Here is a 23,982-nt window from a genome sequence, read left to right as displayed (position 1 = left end):
GCGGCCGGGCAACTTCGCCAGCCCGAACCCGACAGGTCATCCTTCACAGGCGGCTGACGAAGGGTTGCGCATGTCTGCGCAGGTTCATGTCCCGTCTCTGTTCGCCCGGGTCGGTACGGCTTCCGTACTCACCCTGGCCGTGACGTCCTCGATGCTGGCGCCAGGTCTGGTCAACGATGCCGAGGCCGCCACCCATTCGACGAAGGCGCTCAAGGTCGCCGCGTCGAAGAAGGGCGCTCCTTACAAGTACGGGGCCGCAGGTCCCAGTCGCTTCGACTGCTCGGGGCTGACGGTCTACTCGTTCAAGAAGGCCGGGAAGAAGCTGCCCCGCACGGCACAGCAGCAGTACAACAAGACCCGCCACATCTCGAAGTCGCAGCGCAAACGCGGCGACCTCGTCTTCTTCCATTCGGGGCGCAGTGTCTACCACGTGGGCATCTACGCCGGGGACGGGAAGATCTGGCACTCCCCCAAATCCGGGGATGTGGTGCGAAAGGCGAAAATCTGGTCCAAGGGCGTCTGGTACGGACGGGTCCGCTGACCCACCGGCCGGACGCTCTTCCCTTGCGGGCGGCTCGGGCTTCCCCTGCGGGCGGCTCGGGCCCCCCTCGGCGCCGCCCGCAGGTCTCCCGGCGCACCTCAGCGCAGGAGGGGCCCGGCCACCAGGGCCAGCCCCAGTCCGGTGAGCGCCACGCCGCTGCCGCCCTCGATCGCCCGGGCGGTACGCGGCCGGCGCAGCCAGCGGCCCAGCCGGTCCACGAGGAGGGCGACGGCCGGGAACCAGATGAGGGCCAGGGCGACCACGAGGGCGGCGAGCAGCAGCGTCCGGGGCAGCGGCGGCTGACCTTCGGGGACGAACTGCGGCAGCAGGCTGAGGAAGAGGACCGGCGCCTTCGGGTTGAGCGCGTTGGTCAGGAACCCCTGCCGCAGTGAGCGCCCGAGCTCCTGGGGTGGAGCCGGCGGTACGTGGTCCGGTGCCCGGCTCTCCTCGGAGACCCGGCGCCGGACCACGTACAGCGCACTGATCCCCAGGTAGAGCACGTATGCGCCGCCCAGCAGCTGGACCGTGCGGAAGAGCACGGGCATCGTCACCAGCACCGCGGCGAGCCCCGCCACGGCGAGCGCGGTGTGCACGAGCAGTCCCCCGGCGACGCCGAGCGCGGTGGCCAGGCCGGCGGTGCGCGAGGCCAGGGCGTTGCGTACGACGACGGTGAAGTCTGCGCCGGGCAGCGCGACCATCCCGGCGGCGACCCCGGTGAAGGCGATCAGTTGTGCGTCCATGGGGTCCAGCCTGGACCGCCGGAGCCTTTAGCGTGTACTTGCAATCTTCTGGGTCTGCCTAAAGGAACGCTTCATGTACGACCCGACACGGCTCGCCGCTCTGGTGGCGGTCGCCGAGACCGGATCGATCACCCGGGCCGCCGCCCACCTGGGCTACACCGCGCCCGCGCTCTCCCAGCAGCTGGCCAAGCTGGAGCGGGAGGCCGGGGCGACGCTGCTGGTGCGCCACCACCGCGGGGCGCGGCTGACGGCCGCCGGTGAGCTGCTGGCGGGCCGGGCCCGGCGGGTCCTGGACGAGCTGGACCAGGCCCGGCACGAGCTGGCTCGGCTGGCCGGGCTCTCCGGCGGCAGACTGCGGGTGGGGACGTTCACGACGGCCGGGGTGCATCTGCTGCCGCCGGTCCTGAGCGCGTTCCGGCGGGCCCATCCGGATGTCGAGCTGGCCGTCACCGAGTACGAGCCGCCGGGCGGGATCGCCGCGGTCACCGCGGGCGAGGTGGACCTGGCGCTGACCCACACGTACGAACCGGCGGTGGCGGACCCGCCACCCCCGGGCGTCACGGTCGAGCCCCTGCTGGTCGAGGAGCTGGTGCTGGCGACCTCGGTCGGGCACCGGCTCTCCGAGGGGTCCGGACGGCTGGCGGTCGCCGAGCTGGCGGGGCGGCCGCTGATCAGCAGTGCTCCGGCGCATCCGCCCCGGCGCGGGGTGGAGAGCGCGCTGGCGGAGGCGGGCGCCACCCCGGCGGTGGTGTGCGAGTCGCCCGGCTACGCGCTGGTGTGCGCGCTCGTCAGCGCGGGGCTCGGGGTGGCGGTGGTGCCGGAGATGGTGGCGTCGCTGTCGTCCACACCGCTGGCGGTGCGGCGGCTGGAGCCCGCGGACTTCCGCCGGACGATCTCCGTGGTGCACCGCGGAGACCGGGCGACCGCCGCGGCGGCGACGCTGCTCGCCCTGCTGCGGAGCGGGTTCGGGCGGGCAGCGGCGTCCTGATCCATGGCCTGACCCGTGGTGGCCCGCCCCGTGAAGTCAGCCCTGGACCGGCACCGCCCAGGGCAGCGCGATCCAGACCGTCTTGCCACCCTCGGCCGTCGGGACGACGGTGAGCCGCCCGCCGTACTCCTTGGCCAGTGCCCGGATGATCACCATGCCCCGGCCGTTGTCCTGCCGTACGGCGGCGGGCAGCTTCTGGGGCCAACGGGGGTGACTGTCCGTCACCCCGAGGCGCAGTTCCTCGTCCCGTTCGAGGCGCAGATCCACGGTGAAGGTGGGTGACTGGCCGAAGGTGTGCTGGACGGCGTTGGTGGCGAGTTCGGAGATGATCAGCCGGACGGTGTCGGCGAGTTCCGTGTCCTCGGAGAGGCCCCATTCGGCCAAGGTCCTGGCCACATATCTGCGGGCCGATGAGACCGAGACCGGATCGCTCGGCAGAGTGACGGTTGCTTCCTGATGGTCTGCCATGGCGACGCCGTCCCTTTCGCGCCCCGGCCGACCGGCAGTCGGCCCGGATTGTGCTTCGCGCCAGACTGCCACTGTTGAAGCTCGCTGTAACGACGTTCGACCAAGATATGCATATATCTGTCGCTCGAAGCGGTGAATTCGGGTCCCGGACAACGGGGACGAAGGGCACACTGGCCCCTCTGCGGGCCCCAACCTTGCGGTGTGCGTCGGCCCCGTCCCGTTCCGCAAAGCGCATTCCGCACAGCCCGTTCCGCACAGCGCGAGGAGACCTGGATGCTGCACGGCCCCGTCGTCCGACGACGGAAGCTCGGCGAGGAGTTACGGAGTCTGCGGCACGCCTCCGGACTGACCAGCCGGGACACGGCGCGCCTGCTCGGCTGGCACCAGTCGAAGGTGAGCCGCATCGAGACCGGCGCCAGCGGCGTCAGCCCCGGCGATGTGACGCGTCTGCTCGACATCTACGCGGTCCGCGACACTCAGCTGCGCGCCCTGCTCGAAGTGCTCGCGGGGTCGGCGGGCGGCGGCGGCTCGGGGTGGTGGCACGCGTACCGGGGGCTGATCCCGCCCCAGTACCGCGACTTCATCAGTCTGGAGTCCCAGGCCGGTACGGTGCGGACCCTGGAGACCTCGGTGGTGCCGGGGCTCCTCCAGACCGCCGGATACGCGCGGGCGGTGACCCGTGCCTCGCTCGACGGGTTACCGGCGGACCATCTCGACTCCCTGGTCGAGGTGCGGCTGACCCGTCAGAGGGTGCTGCGCGCCGATCCGCCGCTGCGGTTCACCGCCGTACTGGACGAGGCGGTGCTGCACCGGGAGGTGGGCGGGCCCGAGGTGATGCGGGACCAGCTGTACCATCTGACCCAGGTGGCCCAACTCCCGCATGTGGAACTCCAGTTGCTGCCGTTCTCGGTCGGCGGGTATGTCGGACTCACTTGCCCTTTCGTTATCTTCTCCTTTCCGAATATTTCTGATCTGGATGTGGTCGTTCTTGACCACTTGACGAGTAGCCTCTATCTGGAGCGGAAAGAAGACCTTGAGGCGTACAGCTCGGCCTTCCGCACCTTGCAGGCGCACGCACTGACGCCGGACCGATCGCTGGATCTCGTCGCCGCGATCCGCCGCGGCATCCGTTAGCCCGACCACCCGCCAGGACGTCCGACTCTGCCCGAGGGGGGCATCATGTCCGACCGTCTCGCACCGCACCCGTCACCTCCCACCGCCGGGCCACCGCTGTGGCACCGCAGCAGCCGCTCCACCGGAATGAACAACTGCGTGGAGACCGCGCTCCTCGGCCGCCCCGGCTCCGGCGGCGCGCTCCTCGCCGTACGCGACTCCAAGGATGTGGAGCGGCCGCCGCTGCGCTTCTCCGCGACGGCCTGGACCACCTTCGTGGCCGGGCTGGAGCCGGACCGGCTCAGCTGACGGGAGCCACAGCCTGCCGGGGAGCGGTGGAGACGACCGTGGCCACCGCGGCTCCGATCTGCTCCTCGGTCAGGTCCGCCCGTGCGGTCAGCCGCAGCCGGGAGATGCCGTCCGGCACCGACGGCGGGCGGAAGCAGCCCACCGCCACCCCGGCCGCGCGGCAGTCGGCCGCCCACCGCACCGCCGCGTCCGCGGAGGGTGCCCGGACGGAGACGACCGCCGCGTCGGGCCGGACCGCGGTCAGCCCTGCGGCGGTGAGCCGCACGTACAGCGCGGTGGCGACCGCCCGAGCCCTGGCCGCCCGTTCCGGTTCCCGGCGCAGCAGCCGGAGCGCGCCCAGTGCGCCGCCCGCCGCGGCCGGGGCGAGGCCGGTGTCGAAGATGAACGTACGGGCCGTGTTGACCAGGTGGTCGATGACCCGGGCCGGTCCGAGGACGGCACCGCCCTGGCTGCCCAGCGACTTGGAGAGGGTGAGCGTGGCGACGGTCCCCGCGCCGCCCGCCAGTCCGGCGGCGGCGAGTGCGCCGCGTCCGCCGTCGCCGAGGACGCCGAGGCCGTGGGCGTCGTCGACGAGGAGGGCGGCGTTCGCGGCGCGGCAGACCTCGGCCAGTGCGGGCAGCGGTGCCGCGTCCCCGTCGACCGAGAAGACCGAGTCGGTGACGGCGAGCGCCCGCCCTTCGTGGGCCTGGAGCGCCTTGGCGACCGCGTCCGGATCGGCGTGCGGGACGACCGCGGTCTCCGCGCGCGAGAGCCGGCAGCCGTCCACGATGGACGCGTGGTTACCGGCGTCGGAGACGATGAGCGAGCCGCGCCCGGAAAGCGCGGTCAGCGCCGCGAGATTGGCCGCGTAGCCGGAGGAGAGGACGAGGGCCGCCTCGAAACCGCAGAAGTCGGCGAGTTCCCGTTCGAGTTCGGCGTGCAGCGCCGTGGATCCGGTGACCAGCCGCGATCCCGTCGCGCCCGCACCCCAGCGGTGGGCGGCACCGGCCGCTGCGGCGATGACCTCCGGGTGCCGGGTGAGGCCCAGGTAGTCGTTGCTCGCGAGGTCCAGGAGCTCGGCTTCCGCGCTTCTCGGGCGCAGGGCCCGCACGAGTCCGGCCTCGGCCCGGCGGCGGGCCTCGTCGTCGATCCAGTCGAACGGGGCGAAGGACATAGGACGGTCCCTTTTGTAGGCAGCTCACAGACCCTAGCGGGGTGCGCAGCAGGTCAGGGTGTGGCAATACACACACCCTCGGCGACGTCTCCTGTCTGGTTCCTCCTTGGCTGGAGGCGGTGCCGTAAGCCAGGATCATCTTTCATGGACCTGCTGAACACGCTGGTGGACAAGGGGCTGCGGCGCGAACTGCCGACCCGCGAAGAAGCGCTCGCCGTGCTGGCGACCTCCGACGACGACCTGCTCGACGTGGTGGCCGCCGCGGGCAAGGTACGCCGCCAGTGGTTCGGGCGGCGCGTCAAACTCAACTACCTGGTCAACCTCAAATCGGGGCTCTGCCCCGAGGACTGCTCGTACTGCTCGCAGCGGCTCGGCTCCAAGGCCGGGATCCTCAAGTACACGTGGCTGAAGCCGGACGAGGCGTCCAAGGCCGCCGCCGCCGGGGTCGCGGGCGGGGCCAAGCGGGTCTGCCTGGTGGCGAGCGGGCGCGGGCCGACGGACCGGGACGTCGACCGGGTCACCAAGACCATCGAGGCGATCAAGGAACAGAACGAGGGCGTCGAGGTCTGCGCCTGCCTCGGTCTGCTCTCCGACGGACAGGCCGACCGGCTGCGCTCGGCGGGCGCCGACGCGTACAACCACAACCTCAACACGTCCGAGGAGACGTACGGGGCGATCACGACCACCCACACCTACGCGGACCGGGTGGAGACCGTGCAGCAGGCTCAGGCCGCCGGGCTCTCGGCGTGTTCCGGGCTGATCGCCGGGATGGGTGAGAGCGACAAGGACCTGGTCGACGTCGTCTTCGCGCTGCGGGACCTGGACCCGGACTCGGTGCCGGTGAACTTCCTGATCCCGTTCGAGGGAACGCCGCTGGCCAAGGAGTGGAACCTCACCCCTCAGCGCTGCCTGCGCATTCTGGCGATGGTCCGCTTCGTCTGCCCCGATGTGGAGGTCCGGCTCGCGGGCGGCCGCGAGGTGCATCTGCGCTCGATGCAGCCGCTGGCGCTGCACCTGGTCAACTCGATCTTCCTCGGTGACTACCTGACCAGCGAGGGCCAGGCGGGGCAGACCGACCTGGACATGATCGCCGATGCCGGTTTCGAGGTGGAGGGCGCGGGCACGACGACGCTCCCCCGCCACCGGGCCGACGCGCTGAACGGCGGCGGCTGCGGTTCGCAGGGCGCCCCGGAGACGGCCGGCTGCGGCTCGCATGAGGCGGCCGCCGGTGCCACCGGCTGCGGTTCGCACGGTGGTGGCGGTGGCTGCGGGCCGTGCGGCGGTCACGCGGAGCCGGAGCCCTCGGTCGTCGCGGATGCCGGGGAGAGCGTCCCGGCCGGGCGTGCGGATGCGGCGCGTACGGATGCGGGCGGCGGGGCGCGTACGGATCTGGTGACGGTCCGCCGCCGGGGTGCGGGGACGGATCTAGCGCCCAATGCCTGAGCCGTACGTCCCCGGGGCCGGCACGCGCCTCGGACCCGCCGCGCCGAAGCCGTACTCCCCCGACGAACTGCGGGCTCTGGACCGCGCGCACGTGTGGCACCCCTACGGCCCGATGCCGGGCCGGCAGGAGCCGCTGATCGTGGAGTCCGCCTCCGGTGTACGGCTCCGGCTCGCCGAACCCGTCGATGGGCAGCGGGAGTTGGTGGACGGCATGTCGTCCTGGTGGTCGGCGGTGCACGGCTACAACCATCCGGTCCTCAACGAGGCCGCGCGCGGCCAGCTGGACCGGATGAGCCATGTGATGTTCGGCGGGCTCACCCATGAGCCCGCCGTCCGGCTGGCCACCCGGCTGGTGGAGATCACCCCGGAGCCGCTCCAGCACGTCTTCCTCGCCGACTCGGGGTCCGTCTCCGTCGAGGTCGCGGTCAAGATGTGCCTGCAGTACTGGCGTTCGGCCGGTCGCCCGGACAAGCGCCGGCTGCTGACCTGGCGCGGCGGCTACCACGGCGACACCTGGCAGCCGATGTCGGTGTGCGACCCGGAGGGCGGGATGCACGAGCTGTGGTCGGGGTCGCTGCCCCGCCAGGTCTTCGCCGACGCCCCGCCGGACGGCTTCGACGCGGAGCCGGACCCCGCCTACGTCACGCATCTGCGGGAGCTGATCGCGCACCACGCCGACGAGCTGGCCGCCGTGATCGTGGAGCCGGTGGTGCAGGGGGCCGGCGGGATGCGGTTCCACTCCCCCGCCTATCTGCGGGTGCTGCGCGAGGCGTGCGACGAGTCGGGCGTCCTGCTGGTGTTCGACGAGATCGCGACCGGCTTCGGGCGTACGGGAAAGCTGTTCGCCGCCGCGCACGCCGGAGTCTCGCCGGACGTCATGTGCGTCGGCAAGGCGCTGACCGGCGGCTATCTCACGATGGCGGCGACCCTGTGCACCTCGCGGGTGGCCGAGGGGATCTCGCGCGGCGAGGTACCGGTGCTGGCGCACGGCCCGACGTTCATGGGTAACCCGCTGGCCGCTTCGGTGGCCTCGGCCTCGGTGGACCTGCTGCTCGGGCAGGACTGGGAGGGCGAGGTGGCGCGGATCGGCGCGGGACTGCGCGCCGGTCTGGCACCCGCGTCGGAGCTGCCCGGGGTCACGGACGTACGTGTCCTGGGGGCGATCGGCGTCGTCCAGCTCGACCACGAGGTGGACATGGCAGCGGCGACGCGGGCGGCCGTGCGCGAGGGCGTGTGGCTGCGGCCGTTCCGCGACCTCGTGTACACCATGCCGCCGTACGTCACCGGGGACGACGACGTACAACGGATCTGCCGGGCCGTGTGTGCCGCGGCGCGGGAGGGCTGACATGACGATCCTGGTGGTGTCCGGTACGGGCACGGAGATCGGCAAGACGGTGGTGACCGCCGCGGTGGCGGCCGCCGCGCGGGGCCGCCGGGTCGCGGTGCTCAAGCCCGCGCAGACCGGGCTCGCGCCCGGGGAGCCGGGGGACGCGGCCGAGGTGGCGCGGCTGGCGGGCGGCCATGTGACCGCGGTCGAACTGGCCCGGTTCCCCGAGCCGTTGGCCCCGGCCACGGCCGCCCGGCGGGCCGGGCTCGCCCCGGTGCGGCCGCACGAGGTCGCCGAGGCGGCCGAGAAGCTGGCCACCGAGCACGATCTGGTGCTGGTCGAGGGGGCGGGCGGGCTGCTCGTCCGGTTCGACGACGAGGGCGGCACGCTCGCGGACGCCGCCCGACTGCTGTCCGCTCCGGTGCTGGTCGTGGCGCCCGCGGGCCTGGGCACCCTCAATGCCACCGCGCTCACGGCCGAGGCGCTGCGGGCGCGGGGTCTTGAGTGCCTGGGCGTCGTGGTGGGGAGCATGCCCCGGCGGCCGGACCTGGCCGCCCGGTGCAACATCGAGGACCTGCCGGTGGCGGCGGGGGCCCCGCTCCTGGGAGCCGTCCCGGCCGGTGCGGGGGCCCTGCCGGGCGCCGAGTTCGCGGCGGGGGCGGCGGGCTGGCTGGCCCCGGAGCTGGGGGGTACCTGGACCGTGCCTTCGCTGTGAGGCGGGGGCCCGCATCGGGCCCGTACGGACATGCCTGTACCGGCCCCTACGGGGGAGAATCGATGAGGAGAGCCGTACGCCCTCTCCTCCCGGAGGTCCGTCATGCAACTGCGCAGCAGGAAGCTCCCGCGGGACGCCGTGCACCACCCGGTCTTCGCCCGCTTCTACGCCCGGATGAGTGTGACGGCCGACCTCAAGGGCGGCGTCGCCGCGTACCGCGAGGAGCTGCTGGCGGGGCTCTCCGGCCGGGTCATCGAGATCGGTGCGGGGAACGGGCTCAACTTCGCCCACTACCCGGGGGCGGTCTCGGAGGTCGTGGCGCTGGAGCCGGAGCGCTCGCTGCGGCAGCTCGCCGTCCGTTCCGGGCTGCGCGCCGAGGTGCCGGTGGACGTGGTGCCGGGGGCGGCCGAGGCCCTCCCGGTCAAGAGCGAGGCCTTCGACGGCGCGGTGGCCTCACTGGTCCTGTGCACGGTACGGGACCTCCCGAAGGCGCTCTCCGAGATCAGACGGGTCCTGCGGCCGGGCGGCGAACTGCGGTTCTTCGAACACGGTCTGGCACCCGGTAGGGCCCTGGCCGCCGCACAGCGCACGGCGGACCGGACGGTGTGGCCCCTCCTCTTCGGCGGCTGTCACACGGCCCGGGACCCGCTGGCCGCGATCGAGGCGGCGGGCTTCGAGATGGGGACGTACCGCAGGCTGCGGATCCCGGAGAAGGGGATGCAGTTCCCCTCATCCCCCTGCGTCCTGGGCGTGGCCCGCAAGCCGTTCACCGAGCCGTCTTCGAGCTGAGGGCGCGCCTCACACGCTCCACCGGCGCAGCTCGTCCGCGATGGCCCGTACATCCGCCTTGCCCTGCTTGACGAGGAGGGCGAGATCGCGCACCTGCTCGGGCGAGGTGATGACCTTCAGCCCGGAGGCGACCAGATAGCCGTACGCGACGGCCGAGGCGAACATCGCGTTGGAGCGTTCGAGCGCGGGGACGTGCAGGAGCAGCTGCAACAGGGCGGCCGCCCGGGTGTGCGGGTCGCTGTAGACGGCGCTCCCGAAGATCTCCGCCTCGTGCCGGGCGACCGCGGCGACGAGCGCACCCCAGTCGACGACCTGGGGGTCACCGGGGGTCTTGTGCTCGGCGACCATGAGCAGCCAGGAAAGGTCGATCCGCAGGTTCAACGGGTGCCTTCGCGCTCCGGGCCGAACTCTTCGGCGAAGACCGACTCGTACTGCTTCATGAAGTCGGCGGCGGCCTCGACGAAGGTGTGTCCCACCTCGCCGGCGTCCTGTTTGACGAGCTCCTCTATGTAGCGGTTCACGCTCATCCCCCTCTGGAGCGCGCGCTGCCGCGCGGCCTCGGCGGTGGCCTCGTCCACTCGAACGTTCAGCTGAGTCTTGGGCACCCTCCCACGCTAGCGCGGCCGCGCTAGCACCGGCAAGAGGAGGGCCGGGGGCCCCGGGTCCGGCAGCCGGGAAAGCGATCGACTTCCGGAGCGGGCGGGTGGTGGGATGGCCGCCATGAACGATCTTTCGATACGGCCCGCGACCGCGGCCGACCTGGACCGGGTGCTCGCGTTCTGGAAGGTGGCCGCGGAAGGCACCAGCATCAGCGACGACGCCGACGGGGTCGCACGCCTGGTGGAACGGGACCCGGACACCCTGATCCTCGCGGAGCGGGACGGAACGCTGGTGGGCACCGTGATCGCGGGCTTCGACGGCTGGCGCTGCCATCTCTACCGGCTCGCGGTCCATCCGGAGCGGCGCCGCCGGGGCGTGGGCGGGGCCCTGCTCGCGGCGGCGGAGGAACGGTTCGCCGCCCTCGGCGGGCGCCGCGCCGACGCCATGGTGCTGGACCGCAACGAGCCGGCACAGCACACCTGGCGGGCGGCGGGGTACGGGCCGCAACCGCAGTGGAGCCGCTGGGTGAAGCCCCTCACGGACTGACTCGGTACGGCCGGGGGCGGCTGGGCAGACGCTCTACGATGAAATCCCTTGCCCGCCAACCCACCGCATCTGCCGAAAGGTGTGAGCGTCCGCCCATGGGCGAGCCTCCCAGTAGCCGACATCGCGCGATCCTTCCGCCCCTGCCTGATCATGGGACGGAGGTGAACCGATGATCGAAGTGCTTCTGCTGCTCGTCGCCCTGCTGCTCTGTGTCGCGTGCGGCGCCTTCGTCGCGGCGGAGTTCTCCCTGACCACGGTGGAGCGCGGGGAGCTGGAGCGGGCCGTCGAGCGGGGTGAGCGGGGTTCCGCGAGCGCCCTGAAGGCCGTCCGCAGCCTGACCTTCCAGCTCTCGGGCGCGCAGCTCGGGATCACCGTCACCAACCTGGTGATCGGCATGCTCTCCGAGCCGTCGATCGCCAAGCTCATCCGGGGCCCGGTCGAGGCGGCCGGCCTGCCCCCCGCCGCGGCGTCCACGCTGGCCCTCGTCATCGGTACGGCCCTGTCCACGGTGGTCCTGATGGTGGTCGGCGAGCTGGTGCCGAAGAACTGGGCGATCTCCTCGCCGCTCGCCGTGGCCAAGGCTGTCGCCACCCCGCAGCGGGTGTTCACCGCCCTGTTCCGCCCCTTCATCAGCCACCTCAACAACACGGCGAACCGGATCGTGCGCCGCTTCGGCCTTGAGCCGACCGAGGAGCTGGCCTCCGCCCGCAGCCCGCAGGAGCTGGTCGCGCTGGCGCGGCACTCCGCGAAGGAGGGCGCGCTGGAGGCGGACACCGCCGAACTCTTCGTACGCACCCTGAATCTGGCGCAGCTGACGGCGGAGAACGTGATGACACCCCGGGTGCAGGTGACTGCCCTGGAGGTGCGGGCGACGGCGGAGGACGTGGCCAATGCGACCCGGGCCACCGGCCTTTCCCGCTTCCCCGTCTACCGCGGGAGCCTGGACTCGGTGGTCGGCGTGGCGCACATCAAGGATGTGCTGGCGATCCCGGCCGACCAGCGCCCCCGTAAACGGGTCTCGGAGATGCTGCGTGAACCCCTGCTCGTACCGGAGACGCTCACCGTCGACCGGCTGCTGGACCAGTTGTCGGGGAAGCTCGCCATGGCTGTGGTGATCGACGAGTACGGCGGTACGGCGGGCGTCGTGACGTTGGAGGACATCGTGGAGGAGGTCGTCGGCGAGGTCCGCGACGAACACGATCCGCACGAGACGCCCGACCTGGCGGCCGCCGGTGAGGACGCCGACGGCCGCACCCTGTGGTCGGCCGACGGCGCGGCCCGCACCGACCAGCTGAGCCGGATCGGCCTGCGGGTGCCCGAGGGGCCCTACGAGACGCTCGCCGGTCTGATCGCCGCGGAGCTCGGACGGATCCCGACGGTGGACGACACCGTCGAGCTGGCGGGCTGGCGGATCGACGTGGTGGACGCCACGGGCCGCCGGGCAGCGAGGGCGCTGCTGCACGCGCCGCTGCCCGGCGCCGAGGAGCGGGCGGAGGAGGGCCGGTGATCGTTCTGCAGCTCTTCATCGGTCTGCTGACCCTGGTGGTCAACGCCTTCTTCGTGGGCGCCGAGTTCGCCCTGATCTCCGTACGCCGGAGCCAGATCGAGCCGCAGGCCGAGGCCGGCGACCGGCGGGCCCGCAGTGTCATCTGGGGGCTGGAGCACGTCTCGGCGCTGCTGGCCGCCGCGCAGCTCGGCATCACGCTCTGCACTCTGGTGCTGGGCATCGTGGCCGAGCCCGCCATCGCCCATCTGCTGGAGCCGGTCTTCGACGCGGTGGGGGTGCCGCACCCGCTGGTGCACCCGATCTCGTTCGTGATCGCGCTGAGTGTGGCGACCTATCTGCACATGCTGCTGGGCGAGATGGTGCCGAAGAACATCGCGCTGGCCGAACCGGCCCGCAGCGCACTCCTCCTCGGCCCTCCGCTGGTCGCGGTGGCCCGTGCGCTGCGTCCGGTGATCTTCGCGATCAACGCCTTCGCCAACGCTCTCCTCAAGCTTCTGCGGGTGGAGACGAAGGACGAGGTCTCCGCCACGTTCTCGGACGACGAACTGGCGCGGCTGGTGAAGGACGCCGGGGACGCGGGGCTGGTCGACGACCGCTCGGCGGAGCGGCTGCGGCACGCCCTGGAGCTGGGCCGCCGTCCGGTACGGGATGTGGTCATGCCGGTGGACCGGGTGCTGTACACCCGGGTCGGCACCACCCCCGAGGAGCTGGAGCGGCTCTCGCACGAGTCCGGGTTCTCCCGCTTCCCGGTGATGGACAGCGAGGGCCGCATCCTGGGCTACCTCCATGTGAAGGACGCCCTGGACGCCACGCCCCGGGACGCCCCCTTCCCCGTGACCGCTCTGCGGCCGATCGCCCGGGTCCGGGCGGCGACCCCGCTGGACGACGTGCTGACCGCGCTGCGGCGCAGCCGGACCCATCTCGCGGCCGTCCTCGACGAGGGTGACCGGCTGGTCGGCATGGTCACGATGGAGGACGTCCTGCGCGAGCTGGTCGGCAGGGCCCAGACCCGCTGAACGCCTGCCGTGGCGGCTCCCGTACCGGCCGGACGGCACGGGAGCCGCCGCGGTAGCATCAGTGGGCCATGGAATTGAATGCCACCTACACCAGTCTCGTCGCGGTCGGCGACTCGTTCACCGAGGGCATGTCGGATCTGCTTCCCGACGGCACATACCGGGGTTGGGCCGACGTTCTGGCCTCCCGCCTCGCGGCCCGGTCCCCCGGCTTCCGGTACGCCAACCTCGCCGTCCGGGGCAAGCTCATCAGCCAGATCGTCACCGAGCAGGTGCGCCCGGCGGTCGCGATGCAGGCCGATGTGGTGACCCTCGTCGGCGGGCTCAATGACACGCTGCGCCCGAAGTGCGACATGGGCATGGTCAGGGGGCGGCTCGAAGAGGCCGTGGAGCTGCTGGCCCCGTCCTGCAAGAAGCTGGTGCTGATGCGCAGCCCCGGGCGCAACGGTCCGGTGTTCGACCGGTTCCGTCCTCGGATGGAGGCGCTGTTCGCCCTGATCGACGACCTGGCCGACCGGCACGGCGCCTCGGTGGTCGACCTCTACTCCGCACCCTCGCTCAGCGACCCCCGCATGTGGGACTTCGACCGGCTGCACCTCGCCGCCGAAGGGCACCGTCGGGTGGCGGAGGGGGTCTGGCAGACGCTGGGCCTCCCGCCCGAGCTCGACTGGCAGGCGGCGGTCCCCGCCTCCTTGCCCCCGCGCTGGGCGAACCGGCGGGCCGACGACATCCGCTTCGCCCGCCGCCACCTGGGGCCCTGGATCGGCCGACGGCTCACCGGCCGGTCCTCCGGCGACGGCCGGTCGGGCGCCCAGTTCGACACGGGGACGGCCTCGGCCTTCTGGATCACGCCCACCGACGCCGCGGCCCCCGGTCCGGTGACGGGATGGCGCCGGGCGGAGAACCTCCCCCAGCCGGGACCGCTGGACGGGCCCACCGGCCTTCCCCCGGAGGGCGCGGCGCCGGCGTCCTCGTAGCCGGCCTCCGTGGCGGGCCGTCGCAGCCGACTCTCGTAGCCGGCCTTCGTAGCAATCCACAAACCGGCCCGCGGCGCTGGCCTGCAGAAACCCACAGTAGAATCCCTCCACGTGACTGCTGTGTCTGCGAAGCCTCGCATCCCCAATGTCCTGGCCGGCCGCTACGCCTCCACGGAGCTGGCCGTCCTCTGGTCCCCCGAGCAGAAGGTGAAGCTGGAGCGTCAGCTGTGGCTGGCGGTGCTGCGCGCTCAGAAGGACCTCGGGATCGAGGTGCCGGACGGAGCGGTGGCCGATTACGAGCGTGTGCTCGACCAGGTCGACCTGGCGTCGATCGCCGAGCGCGAGAAGATCACCCGGCATGACGTGAAGGCCCGGATCGAGGAGTTCAACGCCCTCGCGGGTCATGAGCAGGTCCACAAGGGCATGACCTCCCGGGATCTGACGGAGAACGTCGAGCAGCTGCAGATCCGGCTGTCGCTGGAGCTGATGCGCGACCGCACCGTGGCCGTCCTCGCCCGGCTCGGCAAGCTGGCGGCGGAGTACCGCGAGCTCGTGATCGCCGGACGCTCGCACAATGTCGCCGCGCAGGCGACGACGCTCGGCAAGCGCTTCGCGACGGCGGCCGACGAGCTGTTGGTGGCCTACGGACGGCTGGAGGACCTCCTCTCGCGCTACCCGCTGCGCGGGATCAAGGGACCGGTCGGTACGGCTCAGGACATGCTGGACCTGCTGGGCGGCGACGGGGACAAGCTCGCCGACCTGGAACGGCGCATCGCCGGGCACCTCGGTTTCGCCGAGGTGTTCACCTCGGTCGGTCAGGTCTACCCCCGTTCGCTGGACTACGACGTGGTGACCGCTCTGGTGCAGCTCGCCGCGGCGCCCTCGTCGGTGGCGAAGACCATCCGGCTGATGGCCGGCCACGAGCTGGTGACCGAGGGCTTCAAGCCGGGCCAGGTCGGCTCGTCCGCGATGCCGCACAAGATGAACACGCGCTCCTGCGAGCGGGTCAACGGCCTGATGGTGATCCTGCGGGGCTACGCCTCGATGACGGGTGAGCTCGCGGGTGATCAGTGGAACGAGGGCGACGTGTCCTGTTCCGTGGTCCGCCGGGTGGCGCTGCCGGACGCGTTCTTCGCGTTCGACGGTCTTCTGGAGACCTTCCTCACGGTGCTCGACGAGTTCGGCGCCTTCCCTGCCGTCGTGGCTCGCGAGCTGGACCGCTACCTTCCCTTCCTCGCGACCACCAAGGTCCTCATGGGGGCCGTGCGGGCCGGGGTGGGCCGCGAGCTGGCCCACGAGGCGATCAAGGAGAACGCCGTCGCCTCCGCACTGGCGATGCGGGAGCAGGGTGCCGAGCGCAACGAGCTGCTCGACAAGCTGGCCGCCGACGAGCGCATCCCGCTGGACCGTGCGGAACTGGACGCGCTGATGGCCGACAAGCTCTCGTTCACGGGTGCGGCCGGCGACCAGGTGACGGCGCTGGTCTCCCGGATCGAGGAGATCACCAAGCAGCACCCCCAGGCCGCGGCCTACGCCCCCGGCTCGATCCTCTGACCGGCACCGCCCTCACCGCATGACCCCCGAGGAGCTCCGCGCCGCCCGCGACCGCATCGTCCCCGATGTGGCCGCGGGCGGGCTGCGCGTGCTCTTCTGCGGTATCAATCCGAGCCTCATGACCGCGGCCACGGGCCACCACTTCGCCCACCCCGGCAACCGCTTCTGGCCGGTCCTGCACCGCTCGGGCTTCACACCCCGTCAACTGCTGCCCTCCGAACAGTCCGAGCTGCTGCCCCTCGGCCTCGGCATCACCAATGTGGTGGCCCGGGCGACGGCTCGGGCGGACGAACTCGGCGCGGACGAGTTCCGGGAGGGCGGGGCGGCCCTCACGGCGAGGGTCGAGCGGCTCGCTCCGGCGTGGCTCGCGGTCGTCGGCATCACCGCCTACCGCACGGCCTTCGGAGAGCCCCGTGCCCGGATCGGCCGGCAGGAACGCATGATCGGCGGTGCCCAGGTGTGGGCCCTGCCCAACCCCAGTGGCCTCAATGCCCATTGGACGATCGCGACGATGGCCGAGGAGTACGCCCGCCTCCGCGAGGCCGTCCTGACGCCACACCCCGCGACCTGACGCCCGGGCCGACTGCAAGGATCTTCCGGTCGGATCTGTCAGTCGGGTCGATCGGTCGGGGCTGTCCGTCGGCGCTGTCCGTCGGATCCGTCGGGATCAGGGCGGATCGATGACGGTCACCAGCACCGTCAGTTCACAGCCCGGTCCTCCCTCCTCCAGCACCAGCCCTATCGCGATCCAGCGCCCCTCGACCCGCCACAGCCGGACGAATTCGCATCCGGCCACCGGATCCGCCCAGGGGGCCGGTATCACTTCGCCCGACATCATCCGCTCCTGCGCACTCCACAGGCTCATCAGCTGCGGTTCGCCCCAGCGGGCGGTGAGGAGCGTCAGCAGTGCGTCGTGCTCCGCCAGGCACTGGGCCCGGTGCTCCGGGCCGGCCGGTTCGTCATCACCCCACGGTTCATGGTCGGTGCGCAGGAATGCCGTGTGATAGCCGGGTCCGCTGACTCCCGAGACCGACGGCATGCACGCCACGGGGAATTCCGTGGTGCGCATCTCGTCGATGAGGCGGAGATGGTGTGCGGTCGTCATGACGTCAGTAAACCGTTCGGCGCTGACAACCGGCGCCCTGGCCCCGGCCTCAGGCGTCGCGCCTGTGCACCGCCCACCAGCCCGCGAGGAGCGCGGCAGCCGCCCAGGCCGCCGTCACGGACAGGCCCGACCAGGGCCCGAGAGGGCCCTCCGGGTTCTGGTGGAGCACCAACTGCCCGGCACGGTCGGGCAGATAGTCCACCGCCGCGGCAGCGATGTCCACGAAGACGAAGGGGACGATCAGGAGGAGCGGTATGAGCAGGCTGAGCACCGCGACCGCACTGCGCAGGAGTGCGGTGAGCCCGGCAGCGAAGAGCGCCATCAGTGCGAGGTAGATCCCTCCCCCGAAGGCCGCACGCAGCGCACCGGGGTGCCCCAGGCCGATCGCGTACTCCCCCAGGAAGAGCTGACCGACCAGGAACGCGGTGAAGCTGGTCAGCAGCCCGACCACGAGCGCTGCCCCGCCGACCGCTGCCATCTTCGCCACGTAGAAGAGGGAGCGGCGGGGCACCGCGGCGAGCGATATGCGCAGGGCTCCGTCGAGGAACTCCGATGAGATCGCGGTCGCACCGAACGCGATGGCCGCGATCTGCCCGAAGTTCAGGGCGTAGAAGGCGTCGAAGACCGGTTCGGCCCCGGCCCGCTCCGCCTGTTCGCGGCCGACGGTGCCGAGGGCCAGCACGGTGACAGCAAGGGTGACGGCGAGGACGGCCGTCAGGGAGCCGTAGATGGACCGTACCGATCTGATCTTGATCCACTCGGAGTGGATTACTGCGGTCAGGGTCATGGACGCGCCTCCTGGCGGGTGCTGATGGTCGTTGCGGCGAAGGGGGTGTCGTCCGCCGTGAGGGCGAGGTAGGCCTGTTCCAACGTGGCGCGCTCATCACCCAGTTCGAGCAGGGGAATGCCTGCGTCGGCGGTGAGTGCGCCGATCTCCCCGGCGGTGACGCCGTCGATCGACCAGCGGCCGTCCTCTCCCTGCACCGCGGTCAGGCCCTTGGGGGCAAGTGCCGACCGGAGCCTGGCCGGTTCGGTCGTTCGCAGGCGTACGCGGGGGCGGCTGCGGGAGTCGAGGAATTCCCGCATCGGCAGGTCGGCGAGGAGCCGGCCCCGGCCGAGCACCACCAAGTGGTCGGCGAAGGAGGCGGTTTCGTTCATGAGGTGGCTGGAGACCAGGACGGTCCGTCCCTCGCGCGCGAGCCTTTTCATCAGTTCGCGGATCCAGATGATCCCTTCGGGATCCAGCCCGTTCGACGGCTCGTCCAGCATCACTACGTGCGGATCGCCGAGCAGGGCGGCCGCGATGCCGAGGCGCTGGCGCATGCCGAGGGAGAAGGTCCTGATCCGCCGTCCTCCCACGTCGGTGAGCCCGGTCTCCTCCAGCACCACTTGGACCCGCGACACGGATATCCCGTTGCTCGCGGCGAGCATGGACAGGTGGCTGCGCGGTGTGCGGGAGCCGTGGGCGGCCTGGGCGTCGAGCAGGGCGCCGACCGTGCGCAGCGGTTCGGTGAGCTGGGTGTAGGGCCGCCCGCCGATGGTGGCCGTGCCGCCGGTCGGCCGGTCCAGGCCGAGAACGAGACGCATGGTCGTGGACTTGCCGGCGCCGTTCGGGCCGAGGAAGCCGGTGACTCTGCCCGGTCGCACGCGGAAACTGAGGCGGTCCACCGCGCGGGTGGTTCCGTACTCCTTGGTGAGCTCGTGGACGTCGATGCTGGTCATGTCCTCGAGCCTGGCCGCCGCTCGTGGCTCCCTGCTTCCCCCGCCGGTGGGAATCGTCTCCCTCTCGTGGGGGAGCAACCGTGCCCGGGCCGCTGGGACGATGAGGGCATGCACCGCATCCTCACGCCGCTGACCAGCGCGGTCACGTACAGCCGCTGGCTGCACATGCTCATCCCGGCTGCCGCGGCCAGCGTGTGGTTCTTCATCTCCGACGCCTTCTGGATGCCCTTGCTCTTCGCGGTACCGATCGGCCTCATCCCCGCGATGCGGCTGGAGGAAGGCATACAGGCGCAGTTGCTGCTGACTCCGTCCGAGCGAGGGCGACCCGACGCCTCCATCGCGGTGGCGTCCTCGTCGACCTGGGCGGAGCGGTGGCGGACCGTGCTCTGGCTGGAGGTGCGGCTCCTGGTCTCGGCTGCGGCGATCCTGGCGCTCTGGCTCCCCGTGGCCTCGATCGAGCTCGTCCTGTCGACGGCGGGCAGGCCTCCGGGCGGACTGGCCGCAGGTTTGAGCCCGCACTGGTGGAACGCGCTGCTGGCACCGCTGCCGATCGTTCCGCTGCTCGTTCTGGTGGTGCTCGGGGGCCGGCTGAGCACGGCGGCCGCCCGTCGGCTGCTGGGGCCGTCACCGACGGACCGGCTGACCGTGCTGGAGGAGCTGACCGAGCAGCTGTTGGAGCGCAATCGCATGGCCCGGGAGCTGCACGACTCCATCGGCCATGCGCTGACGGTGGCGGTGGTGCAGGCAGGTGCGGCACGGGCGGCGAACGATCCCGTGTTCACCGAGCGGGCGCTGACCGCCATCGAGGAGACCGGGCGCGATGCCCTGGAGGACCTGGAGCGGGTGCTGCGGGTGCTGCGCGAATCCGGCACCCCCGTGAGCCGGCGGCCCACGCTGGGAGAGGCCGGGCGGTTGCTCGACTCCGCGAGGAGTTCCGGGGCGAAGGTCGACGCGCGGGTGTCCGGGGATCTCGCCCTGGTCCCGGCGCCGGTGTCGCGGGAGGGGTATCGGATTCTTCAGGAGAGCCTCACCAACGTGCTCCGTCATGCCGGGCCGGTCACCGTCCGGGTGACCATCACGGTGGCCGACGGCCGGCTGGAGCTGGAGGTGAGCAACCCGCTGTCGGGGGCGGAGGGTCTGCCGAGGAGCGGCAGTGGCCTGCGCGGGATACGCGAGCGGGCCGCGCTGCTGGGCGGGAAGGCGCGTATGGAGGCGCGGGAGGACGAGTGGAGGGTGCACGTGAGCCTCCCTCTGGACGGCATACGCTGGTCGGATGCCGTTCACCGTTCTTCTGGTCGATGACGAACCGCTCGTCCGGGCGGGCCTGCGTGCCGTGCTGGAGGCGCAGCCCGACATAGAGGTGGTGGGTGAGGCGGCCGACGGTGCCGCGGTGATCCCTCTCGTGAACCGGCTGCGGCCCGACGTGGTGGCCATGGACGTGCGAATGCCGCTGATGGACGGCATCGAGGCGACCCGGCTGGTCCTGCGGACGGTCCCGGACCCTCCGAAGATCCTGGTGGTGACGACGTTCGAGAACGACGAGTACGTGTACGAGGCGTTGCGGGCCGGGGCCGACGGCTTCCTGCTCAAGCGTGCGAGGCCCGCGGAGATCGTGCATGCCGTGCGTCTGGTGGCCGAGGGAGAGTCGCTGCTCTTCCCCGCGTCGGTCCGGCAGCTCGCGGCCGAGTACGGCACGAACGCGGCCCGGGCGGCCTTGGAGCGGGCCGCGCTCACCGACCGGGAGGCGGAAGTGCTCCGGTTGATGGCGCGGGGCCTGTCGAACGCGGAGATCGCTGCCGGGCTGACCCTCGGCGTCGAGACGGTGAAGTCTCATGTCAGTTCGATTCTCGCGAAGTTGGGGGCACGGGACCGTACGCAGGCCGTCATCGCGGCGTACGAGTCCGGTTTCGTCGCTCCGAGGTGACGCAGGTTGCGGCTCGATACCGGCTTGCGGAGCCGCTCGCCGGGCCTGCGAGCAGCGAGTACGATCCGGCAGACATGGGCACGAGCTGGGAGGACACACCGTGAGCCGGCTGACCGGGGGGGATCCGTCGCTGCTGCGGCGGATCAATTCAGCGGTGGTACTGCACGCTCTGCGAGGGGCCGGCTCACCGACGCTCACGGACCTGACCCGGATCACGGGTCTCTCCCGGCCGACGGTCGAAGGCGTGGTCGAGGGGCTGTTCGAGGCCGGTCTGGTGGTAGAGGCCCTGCCCGACGAGAGTGAGGCACGGCGCCAGGGGCGGCCTGCCCGCCGGTTCCGTTTCCGTGCCGAGGCAGGGCATCTGCTGGGCGTCGAGATCGGGCCGCACCGGGTTTCGGCACTGCTGTCGGGGCTCGACGGCCGGGTGACCGGGGCTGGTTCCCGCACGGTGTCGGAGACGGCGGATGCGGACGAGCGGCTCGACCAGGTGAGAGCCGTGATCGCGGACCTGCTGCGCCGCACAGGGGTGGCCCGGAGCAGTCTGCGCGCCGTCGGTGTCGGCAGCCCCGGCATCGTGGAGGCCGACGGGACCGTGCGGCTGGGCACGGCGCTCCCGGGGTGGACGGGGCTCGCGCTCGGGGAGCGGTTGCGGCGTTCGTTCCGTTGCCCGGTCCTCGTGGAGAACGACGCCAACGCCGCCGCGGTCGCCGAGCACTGGAAGGGTGCGGCCACCGAGTCCGACGACATCGTCTTCGTCCTGGCGGGGCTGAGCCCGGGTGCCGGTTCTCTGATCGGCGGGCGTCTGCACCGGGGGTTCGGCGGGGCGGCCGGGGAGATCGGCGCTCTGCACCTGCTGGGCAGGGACGTGACCCCGGAGCATCTGCTCTCGACCACGGGCACCCCGCTGGAGCCGCTGGACGAGCAGGCGGTGGCCGTGGTGTTCGCCAAGGCCCGGCAGGGCGATGCGGAGGCGCAGGCGGCCGTCGAGCGCTTCCTGCAGCGGCTCGTGCACGACGTGGCGGCCCTGGCACTGGCACTCGACCCGGAGCTGGTGGTGGTCGGTGGCTGGGCCGCCGGTCTGGACGGTGTGCTGGAGCCGCTGCGCGAGGAGCTGGCCCGCTACTGTCTGCGCCCGCCACGGGTGACGTTGTCACTGCTCGGCGAGGCGGCGGTCGCGACGGGAGCCCTGCGGCTGGCGCTGGACCACGTCGAGGAGCAGTTGTTCGCCGTGGAAGGTGCGGTGACGGCCCGACGCTGAGCGCGGACGGGCCGGGTGACGCGCGAATGGCGGCCCGGCCGGTCGCCCGGTGGGCCGCCATCAGGTGGCGCTGTTCGCGGAGGGACTGAGGCTCGCGGAGGGCCTGGGCCTTCCGACCGGCGGCTCGCGGGCCGCCTGCGCGGAGGGCGTCAGGACGCCTGGCGCTCCTGCTGCCCGTCGTCGCTGATCTCCAGTGCGCCGGAGTCCCCGAAGGTGAGCCGGCAGGTGTCCGCCCGGTAGGTGGCGATGGACACGGCCGCCGTGCCGCCCTCGGCGAAGTACCGGGTGGTGACGACGAGCACGGGTGCGCCGGGGAGCCGGTCGAGCTCCTTGGCGTCGTCCGCGCGCGCCGATCCGAGCTCCACGGAACGGTCCTGCCCCTCCAGGCCCAGCCGGTGCAGCTCGCGCAGCACGGCGCGGCCGCGGACGGTGCCGGACGGGGCGTCGATCGCGGAGAGGTCGGGGACCGAGGAGGCGGGAACGTAGAGAAGTTCGGCTGCCACCGCCTGGCCGTGGGTGTCGCGGATACGGCGCACCACGTGCACGGGCTCCGTGCCGGTGCCGAGCATGGCGGCCACGGCGCTCGGGGCCGCTTCGCTGACACAGTCGACCGGCTGCCATGCCTCGCCGACCACGCCACCTGTCCATTCGTGCTGGGCGGTGGAGACGGCCACGCCCACGCGGGGCGGGGCGACGGTCGTGCCGACGCCACGGCGGCGCTGCAGTCGGCCTTCGAGTTCGAGCTGCTCCAGAGCCTGCCGGAGCGTGGCACGCGCGACTCCGAACCGTGCCGCGAGGTCCCGCTCGTTGGGCAGGATCTCACCCACCGCAAAGTCCGAGTCGAGTGCCTCACTGAGCACGGTCTTGAGGTGCCAGTACTTCGGCTCCTGTACCGATTCCAGCTGCGTGGTCCCCACCAAGTCCTCCGCAATCGCCCAGCGGCTTTTCCGCGACGCTATTTATTAAAGGTTCCTGTCTTAAGTTGACCCTAGGACGGCGCACCCCCTTGGTCAAGACCAATCCTTATTCCGTAACGGAACGAAACGGGACTTTGGCGCAGAGCGTTCACAAGACGTTCGTGGTGCCGTGAGCCGCGCGCTGCATGAAGCCCCACCACCGGGCCGGTGCTGGGGCTTCGACCGGTCAGCCGCGGAGCGGGCCGACCGGGATTCCGCTTGGCCGGAAAGGATGGGCGACTAGACGGTGGTCAGTCCAGCGAGCTTGTCCGGATTACGAATGATATAGACGCATTGGACGACACCGTCTCGGACATCAAGCTGGAAGAAGGTATCCGGCTTTCCGCCGACAAAGCACGCCACAGCGGGCCCACCGTTGAACTCCGCGACGCGCACGTCCCAGTCCGGCCCCACGTCCTGAGCCACCGCGGCGAGGAACCGGCCGACCTTGTCGGCGGTCTCGATGACCCGCAGCGCCGCCTTCGCCTTGCCGCCGGCGTCGCTGACCAGCCGGACGTCCGGCGCCAGGAGAGCCATCAACTGTTCGATGGAGCCGCCGGACGCGGCGGCCAGGAACCGCTCGGTGAGGTCCCGGCGCTCCGCCGGATCGACGTCGTAGCGCGGCTTGCGCTCGTCCACGTGCCGCCTGGCACGCCCGGCGAGCTGCCGGACGGCCGACTCGGCGCGGTCGAGGGCCGTGGCGATCTCGGCGTACGGAAAGCCGAAGGCCTCCCGGAGCACGAAGACCGCGCGCTCCAGCGGCGAGAGCGATTCGAGGACGACCAGTACGGCGAGGGAGACCGAGTCGGCGAGGACGGCCCGCTCCGCCGCGTCGGGCACAGCCTGCCCGAAGTCGGTGACCACCGGCTCCGGCAGCCAGGGACCCACGTACGACTCCCGGCGCGACTGCAGGTGGCGCAGCCGGTCGATGGCCAGCCGTGTGGTGATCCGCACCAGAAAGGCCCGTGGCTCGCGGACACTCTCCCGGGTCGCGGACGACCACCTCAGCCACGCCTCCTGCACCACGTCCTCGGCGTCGGCGACACGGCCGAGCATGCGGTAGGCGACGCCGGCGAGGAGGGGCCGGTGCTCTTCGAAGACTGCGGTCGCGGTATCGGCTGTCACCGGCCCATCCCAGCCGACCCACCGGACGGTGTCCAGCGGGAATCGGCTGGGCCCTTGAACTCCAAGCTACCGAACGGTAAGTGTTGTTGACGCGATGTCTACCCACTCC

Annotated in this window: 27 protein-coding genes; 17 read left to right on the top strand and 10 right to left on the bottom strand. The window is 71.8% G+C overall.

The annotated features are described in order from the left end of the window. Window positions 1–70: 70 nt before the first annotated feature. Entirely contained in the window at window positions 71–541 is a 471-nt protein-coding gene (locus tag ACK8N7_RS32560; protein WP_403216024.1) for a C40 family peptidase, read from the top strand. A gap of 98 nt (window positions 542–639) precedes the next feature. On the opposite strand, the gene ACK8N7_RS32555 is transcribed toward ACK8N7_RS32560, so the two are convergent. Continuing rightward, window positions 640–1,281, bottom strand: coding sequence for a LysE family translocator (locus tag ACK8N7_RS32555; protein ID WP_403216022.1), 642 nt, complete (start codon window positions 1,279–1,281; stop codon window positions 640–642). A 73-nt stretch (window positions 1,282–1,354) separates the two neighbouring features. Here ACK8N7_RS32555 and ACK8N7_RS32550 point away from each other — a divergent pair, with 73 nt between their 5' ends. Next, window positions 1,355–2,269: a LysR family transcriptional regulator gene (locus ACK8N7_RS32550; RefSeq protein ID WP_403216020.1), complete on the top strand. Its 915-nt coding sequence runs from the start codon at window positions 1,355–1,357 to the stop codon at window positions 2,267–2,269. A 36-nt stretch (window positions 2,270–2,305) separates the two neighbouring features. Here the strand turns inward: ACK8N7_RS32550 and ACK8N7_RS32545 are convergent, their stop codons facing one another. Continuing rightward, on the bottom strand, window positions 2,306–2,737 hold the full coding sequence (locus ACK8N7_RS32545; RefSeq protein ID WP_403216018.1) for an ATP-binding protein: 432 nt from the start codon (window positions 2,735–2,737) through the stop codon (window positions 2,306–2,308). 273 nt (window positions 2,738–3,010) lie between these two features. Between ACK8N7_RS32545 and ACK8N7_RS32540 the strand changes: the two genes are divergently transcribed. Beyond that, window positions 3,011–3,871: a helix-turn-helix domain-containing protein gene (locus ACK8N7_RS32540; protein WP_500444720.1), complete on the top strand. Its 861-nt coding sequence runs from the start codon at window positions 3,011–3,013 to the stop codon at window positions 3,869–3,871. Between the two features lie 45 nt (window positions 3,872–3,916). Further along, window positions 3,917–4,159, top strand: a complete 243-nt coding sequence (locus ACK8N7_RS32535; protein ID WP_403216015.1) for a DUF397 domain-containing protein — start codon at window positions 3,917–3,919, stop codon at window positions 4,157–4,159. On the opposite strand, the gene ACK8N7_RS32530 is transcribed toward ACK8N7_RS32535, so the two are convergent. Then, the gene (locus tag ACK8N7_RS32530; RefSeq protein ID WP_403216013.1) at window positions 4,152–5,312 is read right to left on the bottom strand and encodes an 8-amino-7-oxononanoate synthase; all 1,161 of its coding nucleotides are present in this window, start codon (window positions 5,310–5,312) and stop codon (window positions 4,152–4,154) included. The genes ACK8N7_RS32535 and ACK8N7_RS32530 overlap by 8 nt on opposite strands. Before the next feature lie 144 nt (window positions 5,313–5,456). On the opposite strand from ACK8N7_RS32530, the gene bioB reads away from it, so the two are divergent. The 4 genes from bioB to ACK8N7_RS32510 all read left to right on the top strand — a co-directional run bounded on the left by bioB (window position 5,457) and on the right by ACK8N7_RS32510 (window position 9,586). Beyond that, a complete protein-coding gene (gene bioB, locus ACK8N7_RS32525) occupies window positions 5,457–6,755 on the top strand; it encodes a biotin synthase BioB (RefSeq protein WP_500444719.1) in 1,299 nt (432 codons plus the stop codon). Continuing rightward, window positions 6,748–8,100, top strand: coding sequence for an adenosylmethionine--8-amino-7-oxononanoate transaminase (locus tag ACK8N7_RS32520; RefSeq protein WP_403216009.1), 1,353 nt, complete (start codon window positions 6,748–6,750; stop codon window positions 8,098–8,100). The genes bioB and ACK8N7_RS32520 overlap by 8 nt, the downstream gene beginning before the upstream one ends. A gap of 1 nt (window position 8,101) precedes the next feature. Beyond that, the gene (gene bioD, locus ACK8N7_RS32515) at window positions 8,102–8,797 is read left to right on the top strand and encodes a dethiobiotin synthase (RefSeq protein ID WP_500444718.1); all 696 of its coding nucleotides are present in this window, start codon (window positions 8,102–8,104) and stop codon (window positions 8,795–8,797) included. A gap of 102 nt (window positions 8,798–8,899) precedes the next feature. Continuing rightward, complete coding sequence (locus ACK8N7_RS32510) at window positions 8,900–9,586, top strand: class I SAM-dependent methyltransferase (RefSeq protein ID WP_403216006.1); 687 nt, start codon at window positions 8,900–8,902, stop codon at window positions 9,584–9,586. A gap of 9 nt (window positions 9,587–9,595) precedes the next feature. Here the strand turns inward: ACK8N7_RS32510 and ACK8N7_RS32505 are convergent, their stop codons facing one another. Continuing rightward, window positions 9,596–9,967, bottom strand: coding sequence for a fic family toxin-antitoxin system, toxin component (locus tag ACK8N7_RS32505; protein ID WP_356751123.1), 372 nt, complete (start codon window positions 9,965–9,967; stop codon window positions 9,596–9,598). Beyond that, entirely contained in the window at window positions 9,964–10,191 is a 228-nt protein-coding gene (locus ACK8N7_RS32500) for a hypothetical protein (protein WP_014157595.1), read from the bottom strand. Before ACK8N7_RS32500 ends, ACK8N7_RS32505 begins: the two co-directional genes overlap by 4 nt. Window positions 10,192–10,297: 106 nt before the next feature. On the opposite strand from ACK8N7_RS32500, the gene ACK8N7_RS32495 reads away from it, so the two are divergent. From ACK8N7_RS32495 to mug, 6 genes are all read left to right on the top strand, one after another. After that, window positions 10,298–10,732: a GNAT family N-acetyltransferase gene (locus ACK8N7_RS32495; RefSeq protein WP_403216003.1), complete on the top strand. Its 435-nt coding sequence runs from the start codon at window positions 10,298–10,300 to the stop codon at window positions 10,730–10,732. A 169-nt stretch (window positions 10,733–10,901) separates the two neighbouring features. After that, a complete protein-coding gene (locus ACK8N7_RS32490; RefSeq protein WP_403216002.1) occupies window positions 10,902–12,239 on the top strand; it encodes a hemolysin family protein in 1,338 nt (445 codons plus the stop codon). After that, window positions 12,236–13,255: a hemolysin family protein gene (locus ACK8N7_RS32485; RefSeq protein ID WP_403216000.1), complete on the top strand. Its 1,020-nt coding sequence runs from the start codon at window positions 12,236–12,238 to the stop codon at window positions 13,253–13,255. The genes ACK8N7_RS32490 and ACK8N7_RS32485 overlap by 4 nt, the downstream gene beginning before the upstream one ends. Window positions 13,256–13,323: 68 nt before the next feature. Then, window positions 13,324–14,229 carry an SGNH/GDSL hydrolase family protein gene (locus ACK8N7_RS32480; protein ID WP_500444717.1) on the top strand — a complete coding sequence of 302 codons (906 nt, stop codon included), beginning with the start codon at window positions 13,324–13,326 and terminating at the stop codon, window positions 14,227–14,229. A 120-nt stretch (window positions 14,230–14,349) separates the two neighbouring features. Further along, the gene (gene purB / locus ACK8N7_RS32475) at window positions 14,350–15,783 is read left to right on the top strand and encodes an adenylosuccinate lyase (protein WP_055560771.1); all 1,434 of its coding nucleotides are present in this window, start codon (window positions 14,350–14,352) and stop codon (window positions 15,781–15,783) included. A 19-nt stretch (window positions 15,784–15,802) separates the two neighbouring features. Further along, window positions 15,803–16,354: a G/U mismatch-specific DNA glycosylase gene (gene mug, locus ACK8N7_RS32470; protein WP_403215996.1), complete on the top strand. Its 552-nt coding sequence runs from the start codon at window positions 15,803–15,805 to the stop codon at window positions 16,352–16,354. Between the two features lie 96 nt (window positions 16,355–16,450). On the opposite strand, the gene ACK8N7_RS32465 is transcribed toward mug, so the two are convergent. Genes ACK8N7_RS32465 through ACK8N7_RS32455 form a run of 3 tightly spaced genes read right to left on the bottom strand, consistent with a single transcriptional unit; the run spans window position 16,451 to window position 18,610 of the window. Next, window positions 16,451–16,888: a hypothetical protein gene (locus tag ACK8N7_RS32465; protein ID WP_403215994.1), complete on the bottom strand. Its 438-nt coding sequence runs from the start codon at window positions 16,886–16,888 to the stop codon at window positions 16,451–16,453. Window positions 16,889–16,937: 49 nt separating this feature from the next. Continuing rightward, a complete protein-coding gene (locus ACK8N7_RS32460; protein ID WP_403215992.1) occupies window positions 16,938–17,675 on the bottom strand; it encodes an ABC transporter permease in 738 nt (245 codons plus the stop codon). Further along, window positions 17,672–18,610, bottom strand: a complete 939-nt coding sequence (locus ACK8N7_RS32455; RefSeq protein ID WP_500444716.1) for an ABC transporter ATP-binding protein — start codon at window positions 18,608–18,610, stop codon at window positions 17,672–17,674. Before ACK8N7_RS32455 ends, ACK8N7_RS32460 begins: the two co-directional genes overlap by 4 nt. A gap of 108 nt (window positions 18,611–18,718) precedes the next feature. Here ACK8N7_RS32455 and ACK8N7_RS32450 point away from each other — a divergent pair, with 108 nt between their 5' ends. From ACK8N7_RS32450 to ACK8N7_RS32440, 3 genes are all read left to right on the top strand, one after another. Continuing rightward, window positions 18,719–19,912, top strand: a complete 1,194-nt coding sequence (locus ACK8N7_RS32450) for a sensor histidine kinase (RefSeq protein WP_500444715.1) — start codon at window positions 18,719–18,721, stop codon at window positions 19,910–19,912. Next, on the top strand, window positions 19,884–20,534 hold the full coding sequence (locus ACK8N7_RS32445; RefSeq protein ID WP_403215986.1) for a response regulator transcription factor: 651 nt from the start codon (window positions 19,884–19,886) through the stop codon (window positions 20,532–20,534). Before ACK8N7_RS32450 ends, ACK8N7_RS32445 begins: the two co-directional genes overlap by 29 nt. 100 nt (window positions 20,535–20,634) lie before the next feature. Further along, window positions 20,635–21,792 (top strand): ROK family protein, encoded by a 1,158-nt coding sequence (locus tag ACK8N7_RS32440; protein ID WP_403215984.1) that lies wholly within the window; start codon window positions 20,635–20,637, stop codon window positions 21,790–21,792. A gap of 149 nt (window positions 21,793–21,941) precedes the next feature. Here ACK8N7_RS32440 and ACK8N7_RS32435 read toward each other — a convergent pair whose 3' ends face one another. Beyond that, entirely contained in the window at window positions 21,942–22,709 is a 768-nt protein-coding gene (locus tag ACK8N7_RS32435; RefSeq protein ID WP_403215983.1) for a GntR family transcriptional regulator, read from the bottom strand. Between the two features lie 279 nt (window positions 22,710–22,988). Then, entirely contained in the window at window positions 22,989–23,873 is an 885-nt protein-coding gene (locus tag ACK8N7_RS32430) for an RNA polymerase sigma-70 factor (protein ID WP_403215981.1), read from the bottom strand. Window positions 23,874–23,982: the final 109 nt, after the last annotated feature.

The organism is Streptomyces griseobrunneus, assembly GCF_046713465.1.
GTDB lineage: Bacteria > Actinomycetota > Actinomycetes > Streptomycetales > Streptomycetaceae > Streptomyces > Streptomyces microflavus.
The sequence above is the reverse complement of the archived record's forward strand: the minus strand, read 5'-3'. Positions and strand labels throughout refer to the sequence as shown.

What these genes read in the sequence shown, in the direction of transcription:
- ACK8N7_RS32530 (WP_403216013.1), bottom strand. Translation starts at nt 5,312, where the DNA reads ATGTCCTTCGCCCCGTTCGACTGGATCGACGACGAGGCCCGCCGCCGG.
- bioD (WP_500444718.1), top strand. Translation starts at nt 8,102, where the DNA reads ATGACGATCCTGGTGGTGTCCGGTACGGGCACGGAGATCGGCAAGACG.
- ACK8N7_RS32460 (WP_403215992.1), bottom strand. Translation starts at nt 17,675, where the DNA reads ATGACCCTGACCGCAGTAATCCACTCCGAGTGGATCAAGATCAGATCG.
- ACK8N7_RS32510 (WP_403216006.1), top strand. Translation starts at nt 8,900, where the DNA reads ATGCAACTGCGCAGCAGGAAGCTCCCGCGGGACGCCGTGCACCACCCG.
- ACK8N7_RS32465 (WP_403215994.1), bottom strand. Translation starts at nt 16,888, where the DNA reads ATGACGACCGCACACCATCTCCGCCTCATCGACGAGATGCGCACCACG.
- ACK8N7_RS32490 (WP_403216002.1), top strand. Translation starts at nt 10,902, where the DNA reads ATGATCGAAGTGCTTCTGCTGCTCGTCGCCCTGCTGCTCTGTGTCGCG.
- ACK8N7_RS32555 (WP_403216022.1), bottom strand. Translation starts at nt 1,281, where the DNA reads ATGGACGCACAACTGATCGCCTTCACCGGGGTCGCCGCCGGGATGGTC.
- ACK8N7_RS32450 (WP_500444715.1), top strand. Translation starts at nt 18,719, where the DNA reads ATGCACCGCATCCTCACGCCGCTGACCAGCGCGGTCACGTACAGCCGC.
- ACK8N7_RS32540 (WP_500444720.1), top strand. Translation starts at nt 3,011, where the DNA reads ATGCTGCACGGCCCCGTCGTCCGACGACGGAAGCTCGGCGAGGAGTTA.
- ACK8N7_RS32520 (WP_403216009.1), top strand. Translation starts at nt 6,748, where the DNA reads ATGCCTGAGCCGTACGTCCCCGGGGCCGGCACGCGCCTCGGACCCGCC.
- mug (WP_403215996.1), top strand. Translation starts at nt 15,803, where the DNA reads ATGACCCCCGAGGAGCTCCGCGCCGCCCGCGACCGCATCGTCCCCGAT.
- ACK8N7_RS32455 (WP_500444716.1), bottom strand. Translation starts at nt 18,610, where the DNA reads ATGACCAGCATCGACGTCCACGAGCTCACCAAGGAGTACGGAACCACC.
- ACK8N7_RS32480 (WP_500444717.1), top strand. Translation starts at nt 13,324, where the DNA reads ATGGAATTGAATGCCACCTACACCAGTCTCGTCGCGGTCGGCGACTCG.
- ACK8N7_RS32495 (WP_403216003.1), top strand. Translation starts at nt 10,298, where the DNA reads ATGGCCGCCATGAACGATCTTTCGATACGGCCCGCGACCGCGGCCGAC.
- bioB (WP_500444719.1), top strand. Translation starts at nt 5,457, where the DNA reads ATGGACCTGCTGAACACGCTGGTGGACAAGGGGCTGCGGCGCGAACTG.
- ACK8N7_RS32560 (WP_403216024.1), top strand. Translation starts at nt 71, where the DNA reads ATGTCTGCGCAGGTTCATGTCCCGTCTCTGTTCGCCCGGGTCGGTACG.
- ACK8N7_RS32445 (WP_403215986.1), top strand. Translation starts at nt 19,884, where the DNA reads ATGCCGTTCACCGTTCTTCTGGTCGATGACGAACCGCTCGTCCGGGCG.
- ACK8N7_RS32535 (WP_403216015.1), top strand. Translation starts at nt 3,917, where the DNA reads ATGTCCGACCGTCTCGCACCGCACCCGTCACCTCCCACCGCCGGGCCA.
- ACK8N7_RS32550 (WP_403216020.1), top strand. Translation starts at nt 1,355, where the DNA reads ATGTACGACCCGACACGGCTCGCCGCTCTGGTGGCGGTCGCCGAGACC.
- ACK8N7_RS32545 (WP_403216018.1), bottom strand. Translation starts at nt 2,737, where the DNA reads ATGGCAGACCATCAGGAAGCAACCGTCACTCTGCCGAGCGATCCGGTC.